Origin of the sequence: Nocardia sp. BMG111209 (genome assembly GCF_000381925.1) — a bacterium.
Taxonomy (GTDB): domain Bacteria; phylum Actinomycetota; class Actinomycetes; order Mycobacteriales; family Mycobacteriaceae; genus Nocardia.
This window is the reverse complement of sequence record NZ_KB907309.1, coordinates 87,218-104,073: the sequence shown is the minus strand read 5'-3', so window position 1 is coordinate 104,073 and position 16,856 is coordinate 87,218. Positions and strand designations below refer to the sequence as shown.

Here is a 16,856-nt window from a genome sequence, read left to right as displayed (position 1 = left end):
CGGATGACCGCCGACCACAATGCCGCCCCGGAGGCTGCCGCACCTCCGGAGATCGAGGATGTCCTCGCGCTGAGCCCGCTCCAGCAGGGCCTGTTCTCGCTGGCGCGGCTCGCCACCGACGGAATCGACCTGTACACCATGCAGTTCGTCGTCGACATCGGCGGACCACTGGATACGGCGTTGCTGCGGCGCAGCGTCGAGGCGCTGCTGCAACGGCACGCGAGCCTGCGTGCCGCCTTCTGGGACCGTGATCTGCCCTCACCGGTACAGATCATCCCCACCCGGGCCGAGCTACCGTGGTCCGAGATCATCTGTGACGCCGCCGAATTCGATGACCTGGCGGCCGCCGACCGGCGGAACAACTTCGACCTCGAACGCGGCCCCGCACTGCGGGTCACGCTGGTGACCCTGCCGAACCGGCAACGGATGATCCTCACCGCCCACCACATCCTCATGGACGGCTGGGCGGTCGCAGTGTTCTTCCGCGAACTGATCGCCGTATACGACGCGGGCGGCAGCACCGCCGCACTACCCCCGACCCGCCCCTACCGGGACTACATCGGCTGGCTCGCGGCCCGCGACGCCACCACCGCTACCGCCGCCTGGACCGAACACCTGCGGCCACTGTCGGGCCCGCTGATGCTGGCCGAGGCGAATTCGGCAGTGGGCGAAGCGGTTCCGCGACGCAATCGATTCGCTCTCACCGGCCCCGAGACCGATCGGTTGTCCCGCTGGTCGCGCGGTCACGGCCTCACCCTGGGCACGGCCGTCCAATTCGCATGGGCGATCGTGCTTTCCCGGCTCACCGACCGCCGCGACCTGGTCTTCGGCACCACCATCTCCGGCCGCCCCGACGGACTGCCCGGCGTGGAGACGATGATCGGCCTGTTCATCAACACCGTTCCGGTGCGAATTGTGCTGGACGACACCGAAACCGTGGTGGAGCACTGCCTGCGCGCGCAACGCGAACAGGCCGCGATGCGCGACCACGGCTATCTGAGCCTGTCGGCGATCCAGCGCGCCGCCGGCCACGGCGCACTGTTCGATGTCCTGTTCGTCTTCGAGAACGCCCCCATCGGTGCCGCCACCGACCCGATAGTGACGACCTCCGGCACCCGCTTCCTCCCCGTGGCGATGGAATCGCTGGTGCACTACCCCCTCTCGGTCGTGGCGTACCCGGAATCCGATGTCCTCGCGGTGATGCTGGAAGCGGTCGCGGAAGCATTCCCGCACTTCCCGATTGCCGACATCGGCCACCGCATCCTGTCCGTCCTGCGCCAACTCCCCGACGCCGGCGACCGCAGCCCCGACACCCTGGACGTGCTGCTGCCCACCGAGCGACTCGCGCCTCCCACCGACATCGTGCCGGACGCAGGCTCGCCGTCACATCCCGCGCCGGTCGGAGTGAATCCGGTTGCGAGTCAATCCGGTTCGATCGCGTCGGCCGTGATCAGCTCAGCGTCTCCGGCCGGTGTGGTGCCGGACGTGGGTTCGCCGTGGCACCCTGCGCGGGTCGGCGTGGATGCGGTTGCGGGTGAAGCCGGTTCGATCGCGTCGGCCGTGGCCGACTCAGCGTCTTCCCCCGTCGTCGTGTCGGACGTGAGCTCGCCGTCGGACCCTGCGCAGGTCGGAGTGGACGTGGTTGCGAGTGATGCCGGTTCGATCGCCGCTGCCGCGGCCGACTCGGCGCCTCCGGCCGGTGGTACGGCGGACGCTGCGTGGATGACGGAGTCGAGTGAGCTGGGCCGAGAGTCCGGCCGAGACATCGAGCGACCGGTGTCGGCGCGGGCATCAGTGCCGGAAGGGGCACGCGGCCGGACGACGGATCCGTGGGAGTCGGGCAATGTCGTGCAACTGTTCGTGCGGCAGGCCGAGCGGACGCCGGATGCCCCGGCACTCAGTACGGGGACCGAACAGTTCACCTACGCGGAGCTGGCCGACGCCTCCGGGCGGCTGGCCGCCGAACTGATCGCGTGCGGCATCGGCCCGGAATCGGTGGTGGCCCTGGCCCTGCCGCGCTCGGCTCGTGCGATCGTCGCGATCCTGGCGGTACTACGGGCGGGCGGTGCCTATGCGCCGGTGGACATCTCCGCTCCGGCGACCCGGATCGCCTCGATCCTGCGGCAATCCGCACCGGACCTGGCGCTGACCGTCGAGGACCACCTGCCGCTGCTGGCGGATGCCGCTGCGGGCGAGCCGGTTTCGCGACTGGTGCTCGACGACCCCGCGACGGAACAACGAATCGCCGCGCACACACCCGCGAATGTGCGCGCGGTGCACGAACTCTCGCGCGCCTATCTCATCTTCACCTCCGGCTCCACCGGAGAACCCAAGGGCGTCATGGGCACTCACGCCGCCCTGGCCAGCTACTTCGCCGATCATCGGGACCGCGTGTACCGGCCCGCTCGTGCACGGCTGGGCCGGGCGTTGCGCATCGCCCATGCCTGGTCGCTGAGCTTCGACGCCTCCTGGCAGCCGCTCGTCGGTCTCTTCGACGGCCACGAACTGCGGCTGTTCGACGAGACCGAGATGCGGGACGCGCACGGCCTGGTCGCGGGCATCGAGGCGCACCGGATCGACATGATCGACACCACTCCTTCGATGTTCACGCAACTGTCCGCCGCCGGCCTGGTCGACGGCGACCACCTGACCGTGCTCGCGCTCGGCGGCGAGGCGATCGGCCCGGCGATGTGGCAGCAGTTGCGGTCGCTGCCGGACACCGCCGTGTACAACTGCTACGGCCCCACCGAAACCACCGTCGAAGCCGTGGTGGCCACCGTGAACAGTTGTGCGGGACAAGCCATTACGAGCGTTCAGCCGGTCATCGGCCGCGCGGTCGACCGGATGACCGGCTACGTCCTGGATTCCAGACTCCGCCTCGCCCCGGTCGGCGCGGTGGGCGAGCTGTACCTCTCCGGAGCCCAGGTCGCGCGCGGCTACGCCGGCCGCGCCGCGCACACCGCGGATCGCTTCGTGGCGGACCCCTTCGGTTCCGGCGCACGGATGTACCGAACCGGAGATCTGGTGCGCCGCACCCCTTCCGGCGACTTCGCCTACCTCGGCCGGGCCGACGACCAGGTCAAGATCCGTGGCTATCGCATCGAGATCGGCGAGATCGAGTCCGCCCTGCTCGGCCTGCCGGAGGTCCGCGAGGCCGCCGTCGTAGTGGTCACCCGCAGCGGCACCCCGGCCCTGGTGGGCTTCGTCGTGGACTCCGCATCGACCGAAGCCGACGAGAACTCTACGAGCATCCCGGTGCGGCCTGCCGCCGACACCGTGGCCAGCGCCCCTGTCGATATCGCGGCCGATGCCCAAGCGGATGGCGTGGCTGGTGTCCCTGCCGATGTCTCGGCCAGCGCTCGAGCTGATGGCGTGGCCGGTGCCCTTACCGATATCTCGGCTGGCGCCGGGGCTTTTGTCCCTGCCGATATCGCAGCCGATGCCCAGGCCGGTGCGCCTGTCGACAGCTCGGTTGGCGTTCGAGCCGATGTCGTGGCCAGCGCCCCTGTCGATATCGCGGCCGATGCCATAGCCGGTGTCCCCGCCGATAGTTCGGTGGGAGCCCAGGCCGGTGTCATGCCTGGTGCTCGTGCAGATGCCGTGGCCGGGGCCGGTATCGGCACCGATCGAAATACCGACGCCGAAGACAGTTCGGTTGCCGACACCCCGATTTCAGCCGACCGTTCGGCGTTGCGTGCGCGACTCGCGGATCGCTTGCCCGCGTACATGATTCCCGCGCGCATCCTGAGCGTGCCCGCCCTGCCGGTCACCGGGAACGGCAAACTCGATGTCCGTGCGCTCACCGAGATCGCCTCGAGCGCACCGGCGACCGGTTCCGGCACCGCTCCGCGCACCGAGACCGAACGCGCGCTGTGTGCCGCCTTCACCGAGGCGCTCGGCGGCCGGGAGCTGGGTATCGATGACGAATTCCTGGCGCTCGGCGTCGACAGTATCGTCGCGATCGGCCTGGTCAACAAGGCTCGTCAGGCCGGTGTGACGGTGAGTCCGGCGCTGGTGTTGCAGACCGGGACGGTGCGTGAACTTGCCGCAGCCGTGGACACCGCCGCGGACCGGCGACAGCGGTCGGTGGGCGTGGCCGAGTACGGTGCGGTCCCGCCGACCCCGATCATGGCCTGGGCGGCCGAATTCGGCGGCTTCCGCCGTCTCACGTTGTCGACGCTGGTCACCCTGCCGCCGGAACTACCGGCGACCGCGCTCGCCACGATCCTGCAGGCCGTCCTCGACGGTCACGACATGATGCGGGCCCGTATCGACGCGGACGGGCAGGTCATCACGCGGGAACCGGGCAGTGTCCGGGCTGCCGACCTGATCACCGACATCACGGTGACCGGGGATTTCGGCGCGGTGCTGGCGGCGCAATCCCGGGCCGCGATCGACACGATCGATCCGGCCTGTGGAAATCTGGTGCGCGCGGCGCGATTCCGCCGCGAGGCCGGCGACATCCTGTTGCTGTCGGTGCATCACCTGGCCATCGACCCGGTGTCCTGGCAGATCGTGCTGGGAGATCTCGCCGAGGCCTGGCGGCAACTGGAAACGGCTGCGGCCCAGCCGGATCCGATCCCGGTACTGCCGCCGGAGGACACCACGTACCGGCAGTGGGCCCGGCTGCTGGCCGACCGCGCCGCCGCCCCGGAGGTGCAGGCGCAGCGCGAATTCTGGGCCGCGCAGCTCGCGGGCGAGGACCCGCCGCTGGGCCGTCGGCTCCCGGATCCGCGCCGCGACACCTGGGCGTCGTACCGGATCATCCCCGCCTTCACCTCGGCCGCCGACACCCGCCGCCTGCTCGACGGACTGCGCGACGCCGGAACCGACCTGCCCGGATTCCTGCTGGCCGCACTGACACTGACCGTCGCGACCTGGAAAGCCGAACGCGGACAGCCGGATTCGGACGGCATCTTGGTGGCCCTGGAAGGGCACGGCCGGGAGGACGCGCTGGTCGGCGCGGATACCGCGCGCACTGTCGGCTGGTTCACCAGCGTGTACCCGCTGCGCCTGGGCGCGGCGCGGATTTGCGCGCCGGACGCCGGACCCGGTGCCGCCGCGCGATTGCTGGAAACGGTTGCCGCGCAATTGCGCAGCGTGCCGAACAAGGGCCTGGACTACGGGCTGCTGCGGTACGGCGCCGGCGGCGCGCGGCAGGCGGCGGATCCGCAAGTGTTGTTCGACCACCTGGGCCGGCTCGATCTCGCCGCCGGATCGGACGTCCTGCCGCCCTGGTCGCCGGTGCCGGATCTGGCGCTGCACGAACGGTTGCCGATCGCGCCGGAGCCGGACATGCCGCTGCGCTACGCCCTCGATCTGATCACCGCGGTACATCCCGGACCGGACGGATCGCAGCTCGTGGCCCTGTGGCGGTGGAGCGACACGCTGTTCGACCCCGCGGATCTCGATCGGCTGCTGGTGATCTGGCAGCAAGCCGTCGCGACCCTGACCGAGGTGGTGGCTCCCGTCCGGGCCTAGCCGGATGTCCGGAAATTAGGTTAGCCTGACCAAAAATCGAAAGGCAGGGGTTGTGACAACTGGAGGGAGTGACCGGTGACGGGAACCCGATCCACCGACGCGGCGATCGTGGTCGAGTCCGTGGAGAAGACATTCGGCGAGGTGAAAGCCCTGCGCGGCATCAGTTTCAGCGCGCAGGCGGGCAGCGTGCTGGGGGTGCTGGGTCCCAACGGCGCCGGGAAGACCACCACGGTCTCGGTGCTGTCCACGCTGCTGCGGCCGGACGCCGGTCACGCCACGGTGGCCGGATTCGACGTGGTCCGGCAGGCGTCGCAGGTGCGCGCGTCGATCATGCTGACCGGTCAGTACGCGGCGCTGGACGAGGTGCTGACCGGCCGGGAGAATCTGGTCCTGTTCGGCCGCCTGCTGGGCCTGCGGTCCAAGCAGGCCCGGCAGCGGGCCGACGAATTGCTGGCGCAGTTCGAACTCACCGAGGCCGCCGATCGCCGGGTGGGGCAGTACTCCGGCGGTATGCGCCGGCGCATCGACATCGCTTGTGGCCTGGTGCGATTGCCGAAGGTGGTGTTCCTGGACGAGCCCACCACCGGCCTGGATCCGGTGAGCCGCCAAGGCGTCTGGTCGCTGGTGCGCGATCTGCGCGAACAGGGCGTCACCATCCTGCTCACCACCCAGTATCTGGAGGAGGCGGATGCGCTCAGCGACAACATCATCGTGGTCGACAAGGGCACGGTGATCGCGGAGGGCACCGCCGACCAGCTGAAGGCCCGCTCCGGCGCGAGCTACTGCGAGGTGGTCCCGGTCTCGGCCGCGGATGTGCCCGCGGTGGTCGAAGCGCTGGCGGGTCTCGGCGAGACGACGGTGGCCGAGGCGAAGGACCGGGTGTCGCTGCCCGCCCCCGACGGCGCCGCGACGCTCACCGAGGTCCTGCGCCGCATCACCGACGCGCGGATCGAGCTGATCGACATCGCGTTGCGGCGGCCGTCCCTGGACGAGGTCTTCATCCAGCTCACCCGTCCCGAGTCGAATGTCACCGAACCGGTCGGAGTGTCCTCGTGACCGAGACCACCCTGGCCGCGACCCCGCTGCGGGTGCCGGCCGCGTTGCAGTGGTCGGCGCTGTCGGGCCGCACGCTGCGCGCGGCGCTGCGCGAGGGCGATCTGCCGTTCGGTTTCCTCGCGCCGATGATCTTCTTCGTGTGTTTCTATGTGCCGCTGCGGCATTCGATGGAGATGAGCGGCGGCAAATACGCCCAGTACCTGCTGCCGGTGATCCTGCTGCAGGGCATGTTCTTCACCGGGATGTCCGCCGGCGACCGCTCGGCCCGGGATGTGCACAGCGGCATGGGAACCCGGCTGCGGTCGATGCCCGTACAGGCCTGGCTGCCGCTGGCGGCGCGGATGTCGGCGAATCTGGCGCGCGCGGTCGCCGCGGTCGCCGGGGGACTGGTGATCGGCTCGATCTTCGGATTCCGCTTCCACGACGCTGGCGCGGCCGTCGTATTCGTCCTGCTGACACTGGCTTTCGGGGTGGCGATCGTGATCGGCGCCGACACCCTGGGGGTGGTGACCGGCAAGCCGGAGATCGGAGCGTCGGCCCTGCTGACCCCGCAGTTGCTGCTGATCATGATGTCGACGGGTTTCGTTCCGGCGCAGCTGTTCCCGGGCTGGATCCAGCCGTTCGTGCGCAATCAGCCGGTGTCGCAGGCCGCGTCGGCGCTGCGGGACCTGGCGGCCGGCGAATTCACCGCGGCCCTGGGCATCACGGTGGCGTGGATCGCCGGACTGATCGTGGTGTTCACCGCACTGGCGGTGCGGGTGGAGAGGCGGCGGCCGTGAGAACCCTGGTGGATCAGAGTCTGGTCGAGGCCGGCCGGTTGATGCGGCGCTGGCCGCGCGAGCAGGAGGTGCTGACCTCCACGATCATCCTGCCGGTCCTGTTGTTGCTCATGTATCAGCTGGTGCTGAACCGAGCGCTCACATTCTCCTCGGGCACCGACGCCATCTACGGCTTCGTGCCGATGATCGCGGTCACCGGCGCCATGTACGGCGCGATGGGCACCGGCCTGTCGCTGCACGCCGAGGCGGAAAGCGGTCTGCTGCGGCGGTTCTGGGTGCTGCCGGTGCATCGCAGCGTCGGACTGATCGGCCGCCTGGTGGCCGAATGCGGCCGCACCCTGGTGTCCACCCTGATCGTGGTGGTCCTCGGTGTCGCACTGGGCCTGCGGTTCCACGAGGGCTGGTGGGGCGCACTGGGTCTGCTGCTGGTGCCGGTGCTGCTGATCCCCGGCTTCGCCACGATGGTGATCAGCGTCGGCGTCGGCAAGGCCGGGGCGAAGGTGGTCCAGCTGTTCGCCGCGGTGACGCTGCTGGGCATGTTCTTCAACTCGGGTTTCGTTCCGGTGGACAACTATCCGGGCTGGTTGCAGCCGGTCGTCCGGGCCCAGCCGATGAGCTGCGCCATCGAGGCGATGCGGCACTTCCTGCTCGGTGGTCCGCTGCTGGTGCCGGTGTTGCAGACGCTGGCCTGGTCGGCCGGTCTGGCGCTGGTGTTCGGCGCGCTCGCGGTGCGCGGTTACCGCCGGGCCGCGGCCGGCTAGGTCACGGCCCGGCGGCCGGAATCACTTGGCCGCGTTGGGAAGTGCCGGAGCGATCCGGTCCAGCAGGTAGGGCAGGGACAGCGCGGTCGGCTGATTGATCGCGCTGATCTCCTGCACCGTCAGGAAGACCACGGCGTTCTTGTGCACCGCGGGCAGCTCCGCGAAACCCGGGAGTTTGCGGTAGGTCTCGTCCTGACCCGGTGAATATCCGGCCAGCAGCAGATCGGTATTCAGTTGATCGAGGCGCTCGGTGGACAACTGGGCCCGGCCCTGGTGGGCGGGCAGTTGCTGCAACCCCTGCGGAATCTGCAGGCCCAGTTGGCCGAATACCTGGGCCGAGCCGTCGTTCGGATCGGTGAGCACCATCAGCTGCGCGGGACTCGCCAGCCAGGTGGAGGCGAAGGTCTTACCCTTCAGGCCCGGATTCTTCGCCGCCAGATCGGAGAGCCGGCCGTCGAGGCCCGCGATCACCTTGTCGGCGGAATCCTTGCGGTGCAGCACCTTTCCGAGCGTGGCGACCTCGTCCCGCCAGGACTGCACCGTCGCCGCGGTGAGTCCCGGTACGGTCGGCGCGATCTTGGTCATGGTGTCGTAGGTCTTCTGATCCGCGAGGAAGCCGTCCACCAGGATCAGATCGGGATTCAGCGCCGCGACCTGCTCGTCCAGTTTGCCCTGGGACGACAGTTTCTTCGCGTCGCCGAGCGCCGGCAGCCACGGCGACGCCGCACCGGCGAGTCCGGCGACGTTGTCGATGTAGCCGACCGGGGTCACGCCGAGCGCGACGGTGGCGTCCAGCCACTGACTGCCCAGCGTGACAACACGTTTCGGGGTACCGGTGACGGTGGTGCGACCCCGGGCGTGGTCGACCACGACGCTGTCGCCGCCGGAACTGGATTGCCCGTCGTCGGTGCTCGATCCGCAGCCGGCCACGGCTACGGTCAGGACGCCGGCCAGGGCGAGGAGTGTGAGGCGCACTCCGCGGCGGCGGGGTGTCCGGGCGGGTTTCATCGTCGAGCTCTCCGTCCATCGAAAACGGCGGCGTGGTGCGGCCGCAATGTAGGCCAGCCTAGCCTAAGTTAAAACGCGCCAATTTTTGATCTTCCGAAAATGGCTCGGAGCAGGCATAATTAGCACTCGTTGCAATAGAGTGCTAACGGTTGTGTTTCCTCAGTGAGGAGGATCATGAGCCCCCAGTTCTCTGCTTCACGATTGAATCGGCAGTCCACGGCGGTTCCATCGCCGCTCTCGCCGTTCGACAAACCGGCGGTCGGCGAGATTCTCGCCGATGCCCGGGCGCCATTGCACATCGCGATGGTGGTACCTCCCTATTTCGACGTCCCACCCAAGGCCTACGGCGGAGTGGAAGCCGTCGTGGCCGATCTGGTCGACGCGCTCGTCGACCGTGGCCATCGGGTGACCCTGCTCGGCGCCGGTGAACCCGGCACCCGGGCCACCCGTTTCATCTCGGTCTGGGACGAGATCCAGGCCGAGCGGCTCGGGGATCCGTTCCCGGAGGTCCTGCACGCCCTCAAGATCCGCCGCGTCCTGGAGGACATCGCCGCGCGTGACCGGATCGACATCGTGCACGACCACACCTTCGCCGGGCCGATGAACGCGGCCTTCTACCGGGACCTGAACGTGCCCACGGTGATCACCGTGCACGGTCCCGTCGACGGCGACTGCCACACCTATTACAGTGAGCTCCGCGATGACGTGGCCATGATCGCGATCAGCGATCGGCAACGGGAGATCGCGCCCGATCTGAGCTGGGTCGGTCGCGTGCACAATGCGCTCCGGGTCGACGATTGGCCCTTCCAGCCGCAGAAAAAGGACTACGCTCTCTTCCTGGGTCGCTACAACCAGTGCAAGGCGCCGCATCTGGCGTTGCAGGCCGCGCACGCGGTCGGTATGCCACTGGTGCTCGCCGGCAAGTGTTCCGAGCCGCCCGAGAAGGCGTACTTCGAGCAAGTGGTACGGCCACTGCTCACGGAGGTCGACCTCGTGTTCGGCATGGCCGACGCGAACGACAAACGAAAACTGTTGTCCGAAGCCAGATGTCTGTTGTTCCCGGTGCAGTGGGAGGAACCGTTCGGCATGGTGATGATCGAGGCGATGGTCTGCGGGACGCCGGTGGTGGCGTTGCGCGGCGGTGCCGTATCCGAGGTGATCGTGGACGGCGTCACCGGGCGCATCTGCGACGATCCGGCCGAATTACCGGCCGCGATCGAGGAGGTGCAGTCCTACGACCCGCAGGCGTGCCGGGACCACGTCGTCGCCAACTTCGGCGCCGACACCCTCGGCCTCGGTTACGAACAGTGCTACCGCAGAGTGCTACGGCAGCAGCGGGTTCCGCAGGTCAGCCGCGATTTCGCGGCGTTCACCCCCTGGCCGGTCGGTATCGTCCGGCCCGGCTCTCCCGTCGTTCCCGGCGCGCCTGCCCTCACGGGCGGAATGGCGGGTGATTCGGCGTGACCGATGCCCCCGCCGCGCTCAATGCCGGTGAACCGGCGGGCCTCGGTGGCTGGGTCGGCCCGGTCACATTGGTCGAGGGAAGTACGTTCTGCCTTTCGGATCGCATCGGTGATGTCGAACCGGGCACCTCGCACGGGTTGTTCTTCCGTGACGCGCGCGTGGTGTCCCGGTGGGAGTTGCGGATGGACGGGCAACGGCCCGAACCGTTGTCCGTGCTGAGTCCCGAGGCGTTCACCGCTCGGTTCGTGCTGCGCCGGCCCCCACGGGCCGGCGCGGCCGACAGCACGCTGCTGGTGTTGCGTGAGCGCCTGGTCGCCGACGGGCTGCGCGAGACCATCGTGCTGGAGAATCTCGGCCGCGAACCCACCGCGGTCGCGCTCGATCTGTACGTCGACGCCGATTTCGTCGACCTGTTCGCCGTCAAGGAGGGCCGCACCGGGCACGGCCGTGCCGAGGTACTGGTCACCGACAACGAGCTGCTGCTCAACGACCGCGCCGATCGCACTCGCGGACTGTCGATCTCGTCGTCGGAGGTGCCGACGATCCTGCCGGGCTCGCTGTCCTGGCGGGTGGTGGTCCGGCCCGGCGAGCGCTGGCAGACCGAGGTGCTGGCCCAGCCGACGCTGGCCAATCAGCTTGCGCACGTTCAACTCCGGCCCGGTGAGCATTACGAATCCACCGAACCCGGCCGCAAGATCGAGGCGTGGCGCGACACCGCCACCACCATGACCGCCGGCAATCCGCTGCTGTCGACGGTGTTGCAGCGCACCGAGAGTGACCTCGGCGCGCTGCGCATCCACGACGACACCCGCGAGGGTCGCACCTTCGTCGCCGCCGGCGCGCCGTGGTTCATGACCCTGTTCGGCCGCGACAGCCTGCTCACCGCGTGGATGGCGCTGCCGCTGGACATGAGCCTGGCGCTGGGCACCATGCAGCAGCTGGCCGAACTGCAAGGGCAGCACCTGGATCCGCTGACCGAGGAGGAACCCGGCCGGATCATGCACGAGATCCGCCGCGGCCCCGCCAGCGGCGCCGTACTCGGCGGCGAGACCTATTACGGGACAGTCGATGCCACGCCGATCTTCGTGATGCTGCTGGCCGAGGCCTGGCGCTGGGGCGCGGATCCGGAGGTGATCCAGCCGCTGCTGCCCGCCGCCGACGCTGCCCTGCAATGGATGTCCCAGTACGGCGACCGCGACGGCGACGGATTCCTCGAATATCAGCGCGCCACCGACCGCGGCCTGGTCAACCAGGGCTGGAAGGACAGCTTCGACGGTATCAACGACGCGGCCGGGCAGATCGCGCACAGCCCGATCGCGCTGTGCGAGGTCCAGGGTTACGCGTACGCGGCCCTGCTGGCCCGCGCCGAACTCGCCGACGAATTCGACGATCCGGACATGGCCGAGGGCCTGCGCGATCAGGCCGCGGTACTGCGGACCAAATTCGCCGAGGCGTTCTGGATACCCGAAAAGGGCTGGTACGCCGTCGCATTGGACGGCAACAAGCATCGGATGGACGCGCTCACCAGCAATGTCGGCCACTGCCTGTGGACCGGTATCGTCCCCGACGAACACGCCAACCTGCTGGTGCGGTGGCTGTCCAGCGCCGAGATGAACTCCGGATTCGGTGTGCGCACACTGTCGTCCAATATGGGCGCCTACAACCCGATGAGTTACCACAACGGTTCGGTGTGGCCGCACGACACCGCGATCGTGGTCGCCGGTCTGCTGCGCTACCGGCACATCCCCGGCGCGATCGAACTGGCCACGCGGCTCGCCGACGGCCTGCTCGACGCCGCCGCCGCCTTCGGCGGCCGCCTGCCCGAATTGTTCTGCGGTTTCCCGCGTTCCCGCTTCTCCGCCCCCGTCCCCTATCCCACCTCCTGCTCACCCCAGGCCTGGGCCAGTGCCGCCCCGCTACTGCTGGTCCGCTCCTTCCTGGGCCTCGCACCCGACGCCCCGCACCGCACCCTCACCGTGCTGCCCCACCTCCCCGCCCGCTGGGGCCGCATCGCCCTCACCGACCTCCGCCTCGGCAACGCGGTCATCGACCTGGCGGTCGAGGGCAACAAGGTCACCACCGCCAACCTCCCCGACGACTGGCACCTCATCACCCAGTGAGCCTGCGGCTCGGGATCGTCCTGAGCCTTCGGCCGGGAGTCACCGTGAGCCTGCGGCTCGGATCGTCGTGAGCCCTCGGCTCGGAGTCATCGTGAGCCCTCGGCTCAGCGTCATCGTGAGCCTTCGGCTCAGAGGCACCCGTGAGTCTTCGGCTCAGAGGGTTACGCGCTGGTCCGGGGGGAGGTACATGCGGTCGGGTTCGTGGACGTCGAAGGCGGTGTAGAACTCGGGCAGGTTGCGGACGACCTGGTTGCAGCGGAATTCGCCGGGGGAGTGCGGGTCGGTGGCGATGCGGTGTTCCAGGGCCTGCGGGGTTTGTTGTTCGCGCCAGTTGCGGGCCCAGGCGCGGAACAGGGCGGGGTGGTCGGGGGTGTGGCCGGCCCGCTCGGCGGCGCGACCGTAGGCGGCCACGGCGATCGTGAGGCCGCGCAGGTCGGCCAGGTTCTCGCCGACGGTGAGGGCGCCGGAGACGTGCAGGTCGGGGGCGAGGCCGGTGGGGATCAGCGCGTCGTACTGGGCGATCAGCTGTGCGGTCCTCGCCTCGAAGGCCGCGCGGTCCGCCGGGGTCCACCAGTCCCGGCGGTTGCCGTCGGCGTCGTATTTGCTGCCCTGATCGTCGAATCCGTGGCCGATCTCGTGGCCGATCACCGCGCCGGCGCCGCCGTAGTTCGCCGCTGGGGCCGCGTCGTGGTCGAAGAACGGTGGTTGCAGGAATGCCGCGGGGAAGGTGATCTGATTGGCCGTGGCGGTGTAGAACGCGTTGACCGTCTGGGGTGCGACCGACCATTCCGATCGATCCACGGCGCCACCCAATTTCGCGAATCCACGCTGCGCCTCGAAAACTTCGACCGCGCGCAGTGATTCGACGAGTTTTCCGCGGGTGACGCGCAGCGACGAATAGTCGATCCAGGTGTCCGGATAGCCGAGCCGGGCGTCGATCCGCTCCAGTTTGGCCGTCGCGGCCGCGCGCGTTTCCGGTGACATCCAGGTCGAATCCCGGAAACTGTCCCGATAGGCGGCCACGATATCGGTGACCAGTTCCTGCGCGCGTTGTTTCGCCGCCGGCGGGAAATGCCGGGCCACATACAATTTGCCGAGCTGCTGGCCGATCGTCTCGTTGACCGTGCCGATCGCCGACCGCCAATGTTCCGGGCGCTCGCGCATTCCGCCCATCGCGGTGCCGAAGAAGGCGAAATTGGCGTCGGAGATCGCCTTCGGCAGATATCGGGCATAGGCGCGGATCAGGCTCAGTTTCAGATAGTCCCGCCAGGAGGTGAGGTCGGCCTCCGACCACAGACCGCCGGCCGCGCTGACGAAGGACGGTTCGCCCACCACGACCGTCCCGAACAGCCCGGCGGGCCGGTCCGTGCAGCCCGCCAGCCAGGCATCCCAATCGAAACCCGGTGCGGTGCCGGTCAATTCGTTCCAGGACATCCGGTTGTAGGTGGCGTCGTAGTCGCGGGTGCGCACGTTGTCCCAGGAATTCGCCGCGATCTGCCGCTCCAGCCCGAACACCCGCTGCGCCACCGCGTCGGGATCCGGCAGCCCGGCCCCGGCAGCCAGCTGCCCCAGCAGCGTCCGATAGTCCGAGAGTTGTTGCGCGAATTCGGGTTTGCGATAGTACTGCTCACCCAGGCCGAGCCCGGACTGGCCGATCACCGGCAGGTGACCCGCGGAATCGCGGCGGTCCACCGAGATTCGGAGCCGGATCAGCCCGTCGATCGGCAACCGGCCCATCACGTGCGCCAGCTCCGGCCGGGTGGCCGCGGCGTCGATCGTGTCGAAAAGGTCGGCCAGCGGCGACATTCCGAGCCGCTCGATCGTGTCGAGATCCAGGCGGGCGTCGTAGATGTCGCGGATCTGCTGTTCGGCGCTGCCCGCTCGCGGATCGCGGATGCCCTCGACGATGTCGTGCAACTGCCGCTGCACCAGATCGGCCACCTCGCCGAAGGTGCCGTAACTCGCCTTGTCCGGCGGCAGCCGATAATCGGCGAGCCACCGGCCGTTGACGTGCCGGAACAGGTCGTCCTGCGGCCGGATCGCCGCATCCACCGGGGCTCCGGTGCGGTCGGCCGCAGGTGCGGAACACGACAGCAATCCGGCGGCCGTGCTCGCGCCCAGCGCGACGAGGAACGAACGGCGATTCGGCTGAACCGGATGACCGGACAACGGTGTTCCTCTCCCGAACGGCGGATTCCCGACTGCGCGACCCGTCGTAGAGGCTACTGCCATGCGCCCCCGGCATGCGGCGGCTACACTCGCGAATCTTGGTGAAAATCGCTGATGGGAAGCCTGAATGGAAACTTCGCGGGACTGGGGAAACGAATTTCAAGAAACCTTGAAATGGCTCCTCATCACCTTCGCGATCACGGCCGTCGTCTTCGTGGTGATCCTCGCGGTGCTGTTCACGACGACCCGCTGGGGGCGTCAGTTCTGGCATCTGAGCCGCGGGTTCTTCACCGGGACGGGGGCCTGGAAGAACATCGGATTCGTCGCTCTGCTGTTGCTGTCGGCCGCCGGCGCGGTCCGGGTCAACGTGCTGATCTCCTACCAGAGCAACGACATGTTCTCCGCGTTGCAGTTCGGCGCGGAGGCGATCGCCAAGAAGGACGGCGACGCGTTGCAGGCCGCCGAGCACGCCTTCTGGCAGTCGATGCTGGTCTTCGCGATCATCGCCGCCATCCACGTGGTGCGTTCGCTGCTCGACTACTACATCGGCGCGGCCTTCGAGGTGCGCTGGCGGGTGTGGCTGACCGACAAGGTCGGCACCGACTGGCTCTCGGAACACGCGGACTACCGCGGCCGGTTCATCGATGACACCATCGACAACCCGGACCAGCGTGTCCAGGAGGACATCACCACCTACGTGCAGCAGAGCCGGGCGTTGTCCATCGGCGCTGTCACCGCGGTCATCACGGTGGTGTCGTTCACCAAGATCCTGTGGGACCTGTCCGGTTCCCTCACCGTGTTCGGCGTCGAGATCCCGCGCGCGATGATGTTCCTGGTCCTGATGTACGTGCTGCTCGCGACGGTGATCGCGTTCTGGATCGGCCGTCCGCTGATCCGCATCAACTTCCTCTACCAGCGCGCCACCGCGAGTTTCCGATACGCCCTGGTGCGGGTCCGCGACAACGCCGAGAGCATCGCCTTCTATCGCGGTGAGGGCGTCGAGCAGCGCAGTCTGGTCGGCTGGTTCGCCCAGGTCATCAGGGCGTACTGGCGACTGATCTACCGGACCCTCGGATTCAGTGGCTGGAACCTCTCGGTCAACCAGACCGCGGTCGTGTTCCCGTGGATGATCCAGGCGCCGCGTTTCTTCGCGGGCAAGGTCACGCTCGGCGGCATCCAGCAGACCGCCTCGGCCTTCGGCAACATCCACGATTCGCTGTCGTTCTTCCGGGAGAACTACGACAGCTTCGCCGCCTACCGCGCGGCCCTCATCCGGCTGGACGGCCTGCAAGTGGCCAACCGGCAGTCGCGGGAGCTGCCCACCATCGCGACCGCCGACCTCGAGGACGCGGTCGAGCTGGTCGGCATCGAGGTGCGCCGCCCCGACGGCGAGCTGCTGATCGAGGGGCTCGATCTGCGCCTGGTCCCCGGCGACGCACTGGTCGTGAAGGGTGCCTCCGGCAGCGGTAAGACCACCCTGCTGCGCACCCTGGCCGAGCTGTGGCCGTACGGCGCCGGCGAGTTCCGGCGACCGTCGGGCAACGAGACGCTGTTCCTGTCCCAGATCCCGTACCTGCCGCTCGGCGACCTGCGCACCGTGATCAGCTATCCGGCCGCACCCGGCGACTTCTCCGACGAGACGCTGCGCGAGGTCCTGAACAAGGTGCATCTCGGGCACATCGCCGACCGCCTGGACGAGGAAGCGGACTGGTCCAAGATCCTGTCCCCCGGCGAGCAGCAGCGCATCGCGTTCGCCCGCATCCTGCTGATCCGCCCGAAGGCCGCGTTCCTGGACGAGGCCACCTCCGCGGTGGACGAGGGCCTGGAACACTCCCTCTACACCCTGATCCGCACCGAAACCCCGGACACGATCCTGGTCAGCGTCGCCCACCGCAGCACGGTCGACCGCTTCCACACCCGCCGCCTCGACCTGGCCGGCGGCGGCCCGTGGACGACCGGCGACGTAGAAGTCCCGGCATAGTTCGCCGAAAATCCAACCCGATTTTGGGCGCACCTGC

Annotated in this window: 9 protein-coding genes; 7 read left to right on the top strand and 2 right to left on the bottom strand. The window is 68.7% G+C overall.

The genetic code is table 11. The annotated features are described in order from the left end of the window. The first annotated feature begins 3 nt into the window (after positions 1–3). The 4 genes from G361_RS51250 (at position 4) to G361_RS0131750 (ending at position 8,077) form a co-directional block, all read left to right on the top strand. Positions 4–5,481, top strand: a complete 5,478-nt coding sequence (locus G361_RS51250; RefSeq protein ID WP_019931177.1) for a non-ribosomal peptide synthetase — start codon at positions 4–6, stop codon at positions 5,479–5,481. A 75-nt stretch (positions 5,482–5,556) separates the two neighbouring features. Then, complete coding sequence (locus G361_RS0131760; protein ID WP_019931176.1) at positions 5,557–6,537, top strand: daunorubicin resistance protein DrrA family ABC transporter ATP-binding protein; 981 nt, start codon at positions 5,557–5,559, stop codon at positions 6,535–6,537. Beyond that, a complete protein-coding gene (locus G361_RS0131755; RefSeq protein WP_019931175.1) occupies positions 6,534–7,316 on the top strand; it encodes an ABC transporter permease in 783 nt (260 codons plus the stop codon). The genes G361_RS0131760 and G361_RS0131755 overlap by 4 nt, the downstream gene beginning before the upstream one ends. After that, positions 7,313–8,077, top strand: a complete 765-nt coding sequence (locus tag G361_RS0131750; protein WP_019931174.1) for an ABC transporter permease — start codon at positions 7,313–7,315, stop codon at positions 8,075–8,077. The genes G361_RS0131755 and G361_RS0131750 overlap by 4 nt, the downstream gene beginning before the upstream one ends. A gap of 21 nt (positions 8,078–8,098) precedes the next feature. Here the strand turns inward: G361_RS0131750 and G361_RS0131745 are convergent, their stop codons facing one another. Next, the gene (locus tag G361_RS0131745) at positions 8,099–9,085 is read right to left on the bottom strand and encodes an ABC transporter substrate-binding protein (RefSeq protein WP_019931173.1); all 987 of its coding nucleotides are present in this window, start codon (positions 9,083–9,085) and stop codon (positions 8,099–8,101) included. 303 nt (positions 9,086–9,388) lie between these two features. Between G361_RS0131745 and G361_RS45610 the strand changes: the two genes are divergently transcribed. Continuing rightward, the gene (locus G361_RS45610) at positions 9,389–10,549 is read left to right on the top strand and encodes a glycosyltransferase family 4 protein (RefSeq protein WP_155981990.1); all 1,161 of its coding nucleotides are present in this window, start codon (positions 9,389–9,391) and stop codon (positions 10,547–10,549) included. Then, the gene (locus G361_RS0131735; RefSeq protein WP_019931171.1) at positions 10,546–12,669 is read left to right on the top strand and encodes a glycogen debranching N-terminal domain-containing protein; all 2,124 of its coding nucleotides are present in this window, start codon (positions 10,546–10,548) and stop codon (positions 12,667–12,669) included. The genes G361_RS45610 and G361_RS0131735 overlap by 4 nt, the downstream gene beginning before the upstream one ends. A gap of 153 nt (positions 12,670–12,822) precedes the next feature. Here G361_RS0131735 and G361_RS0131730 read toward each other — a convergent pair whose 3' ends face one another. Then, positions 12,823–14,838, bottom strand: a complete 2,016-nt coding sequence (locus G361_RS0131730; protein ID WP_019931170.1) for a M13 family metallopeptidase — start codon at positions 14,836–14,838, stop codon at positions 12,823–12,825. A 127-nt stretch (positions 14,839–14,965) separates the two neighbouring features. Between G361_RS0131730 and G361_RS0131725 the strand changes: the two genes are divergently transcribed. After that, positions 14,966–16,819 (top strand): ABC transporter ATP-binding protein/permease, encoded by a 1,854-nt coding sequence (locus G361_RS0131725; protein WP_026343742.1) that lies wholly within the window; start codon positions 14,966–14,968, stop codon positions 16,817–16,819. The last annotated feature ends 37 nt before the right edge of the window (positions 16,820–16,856 follow it).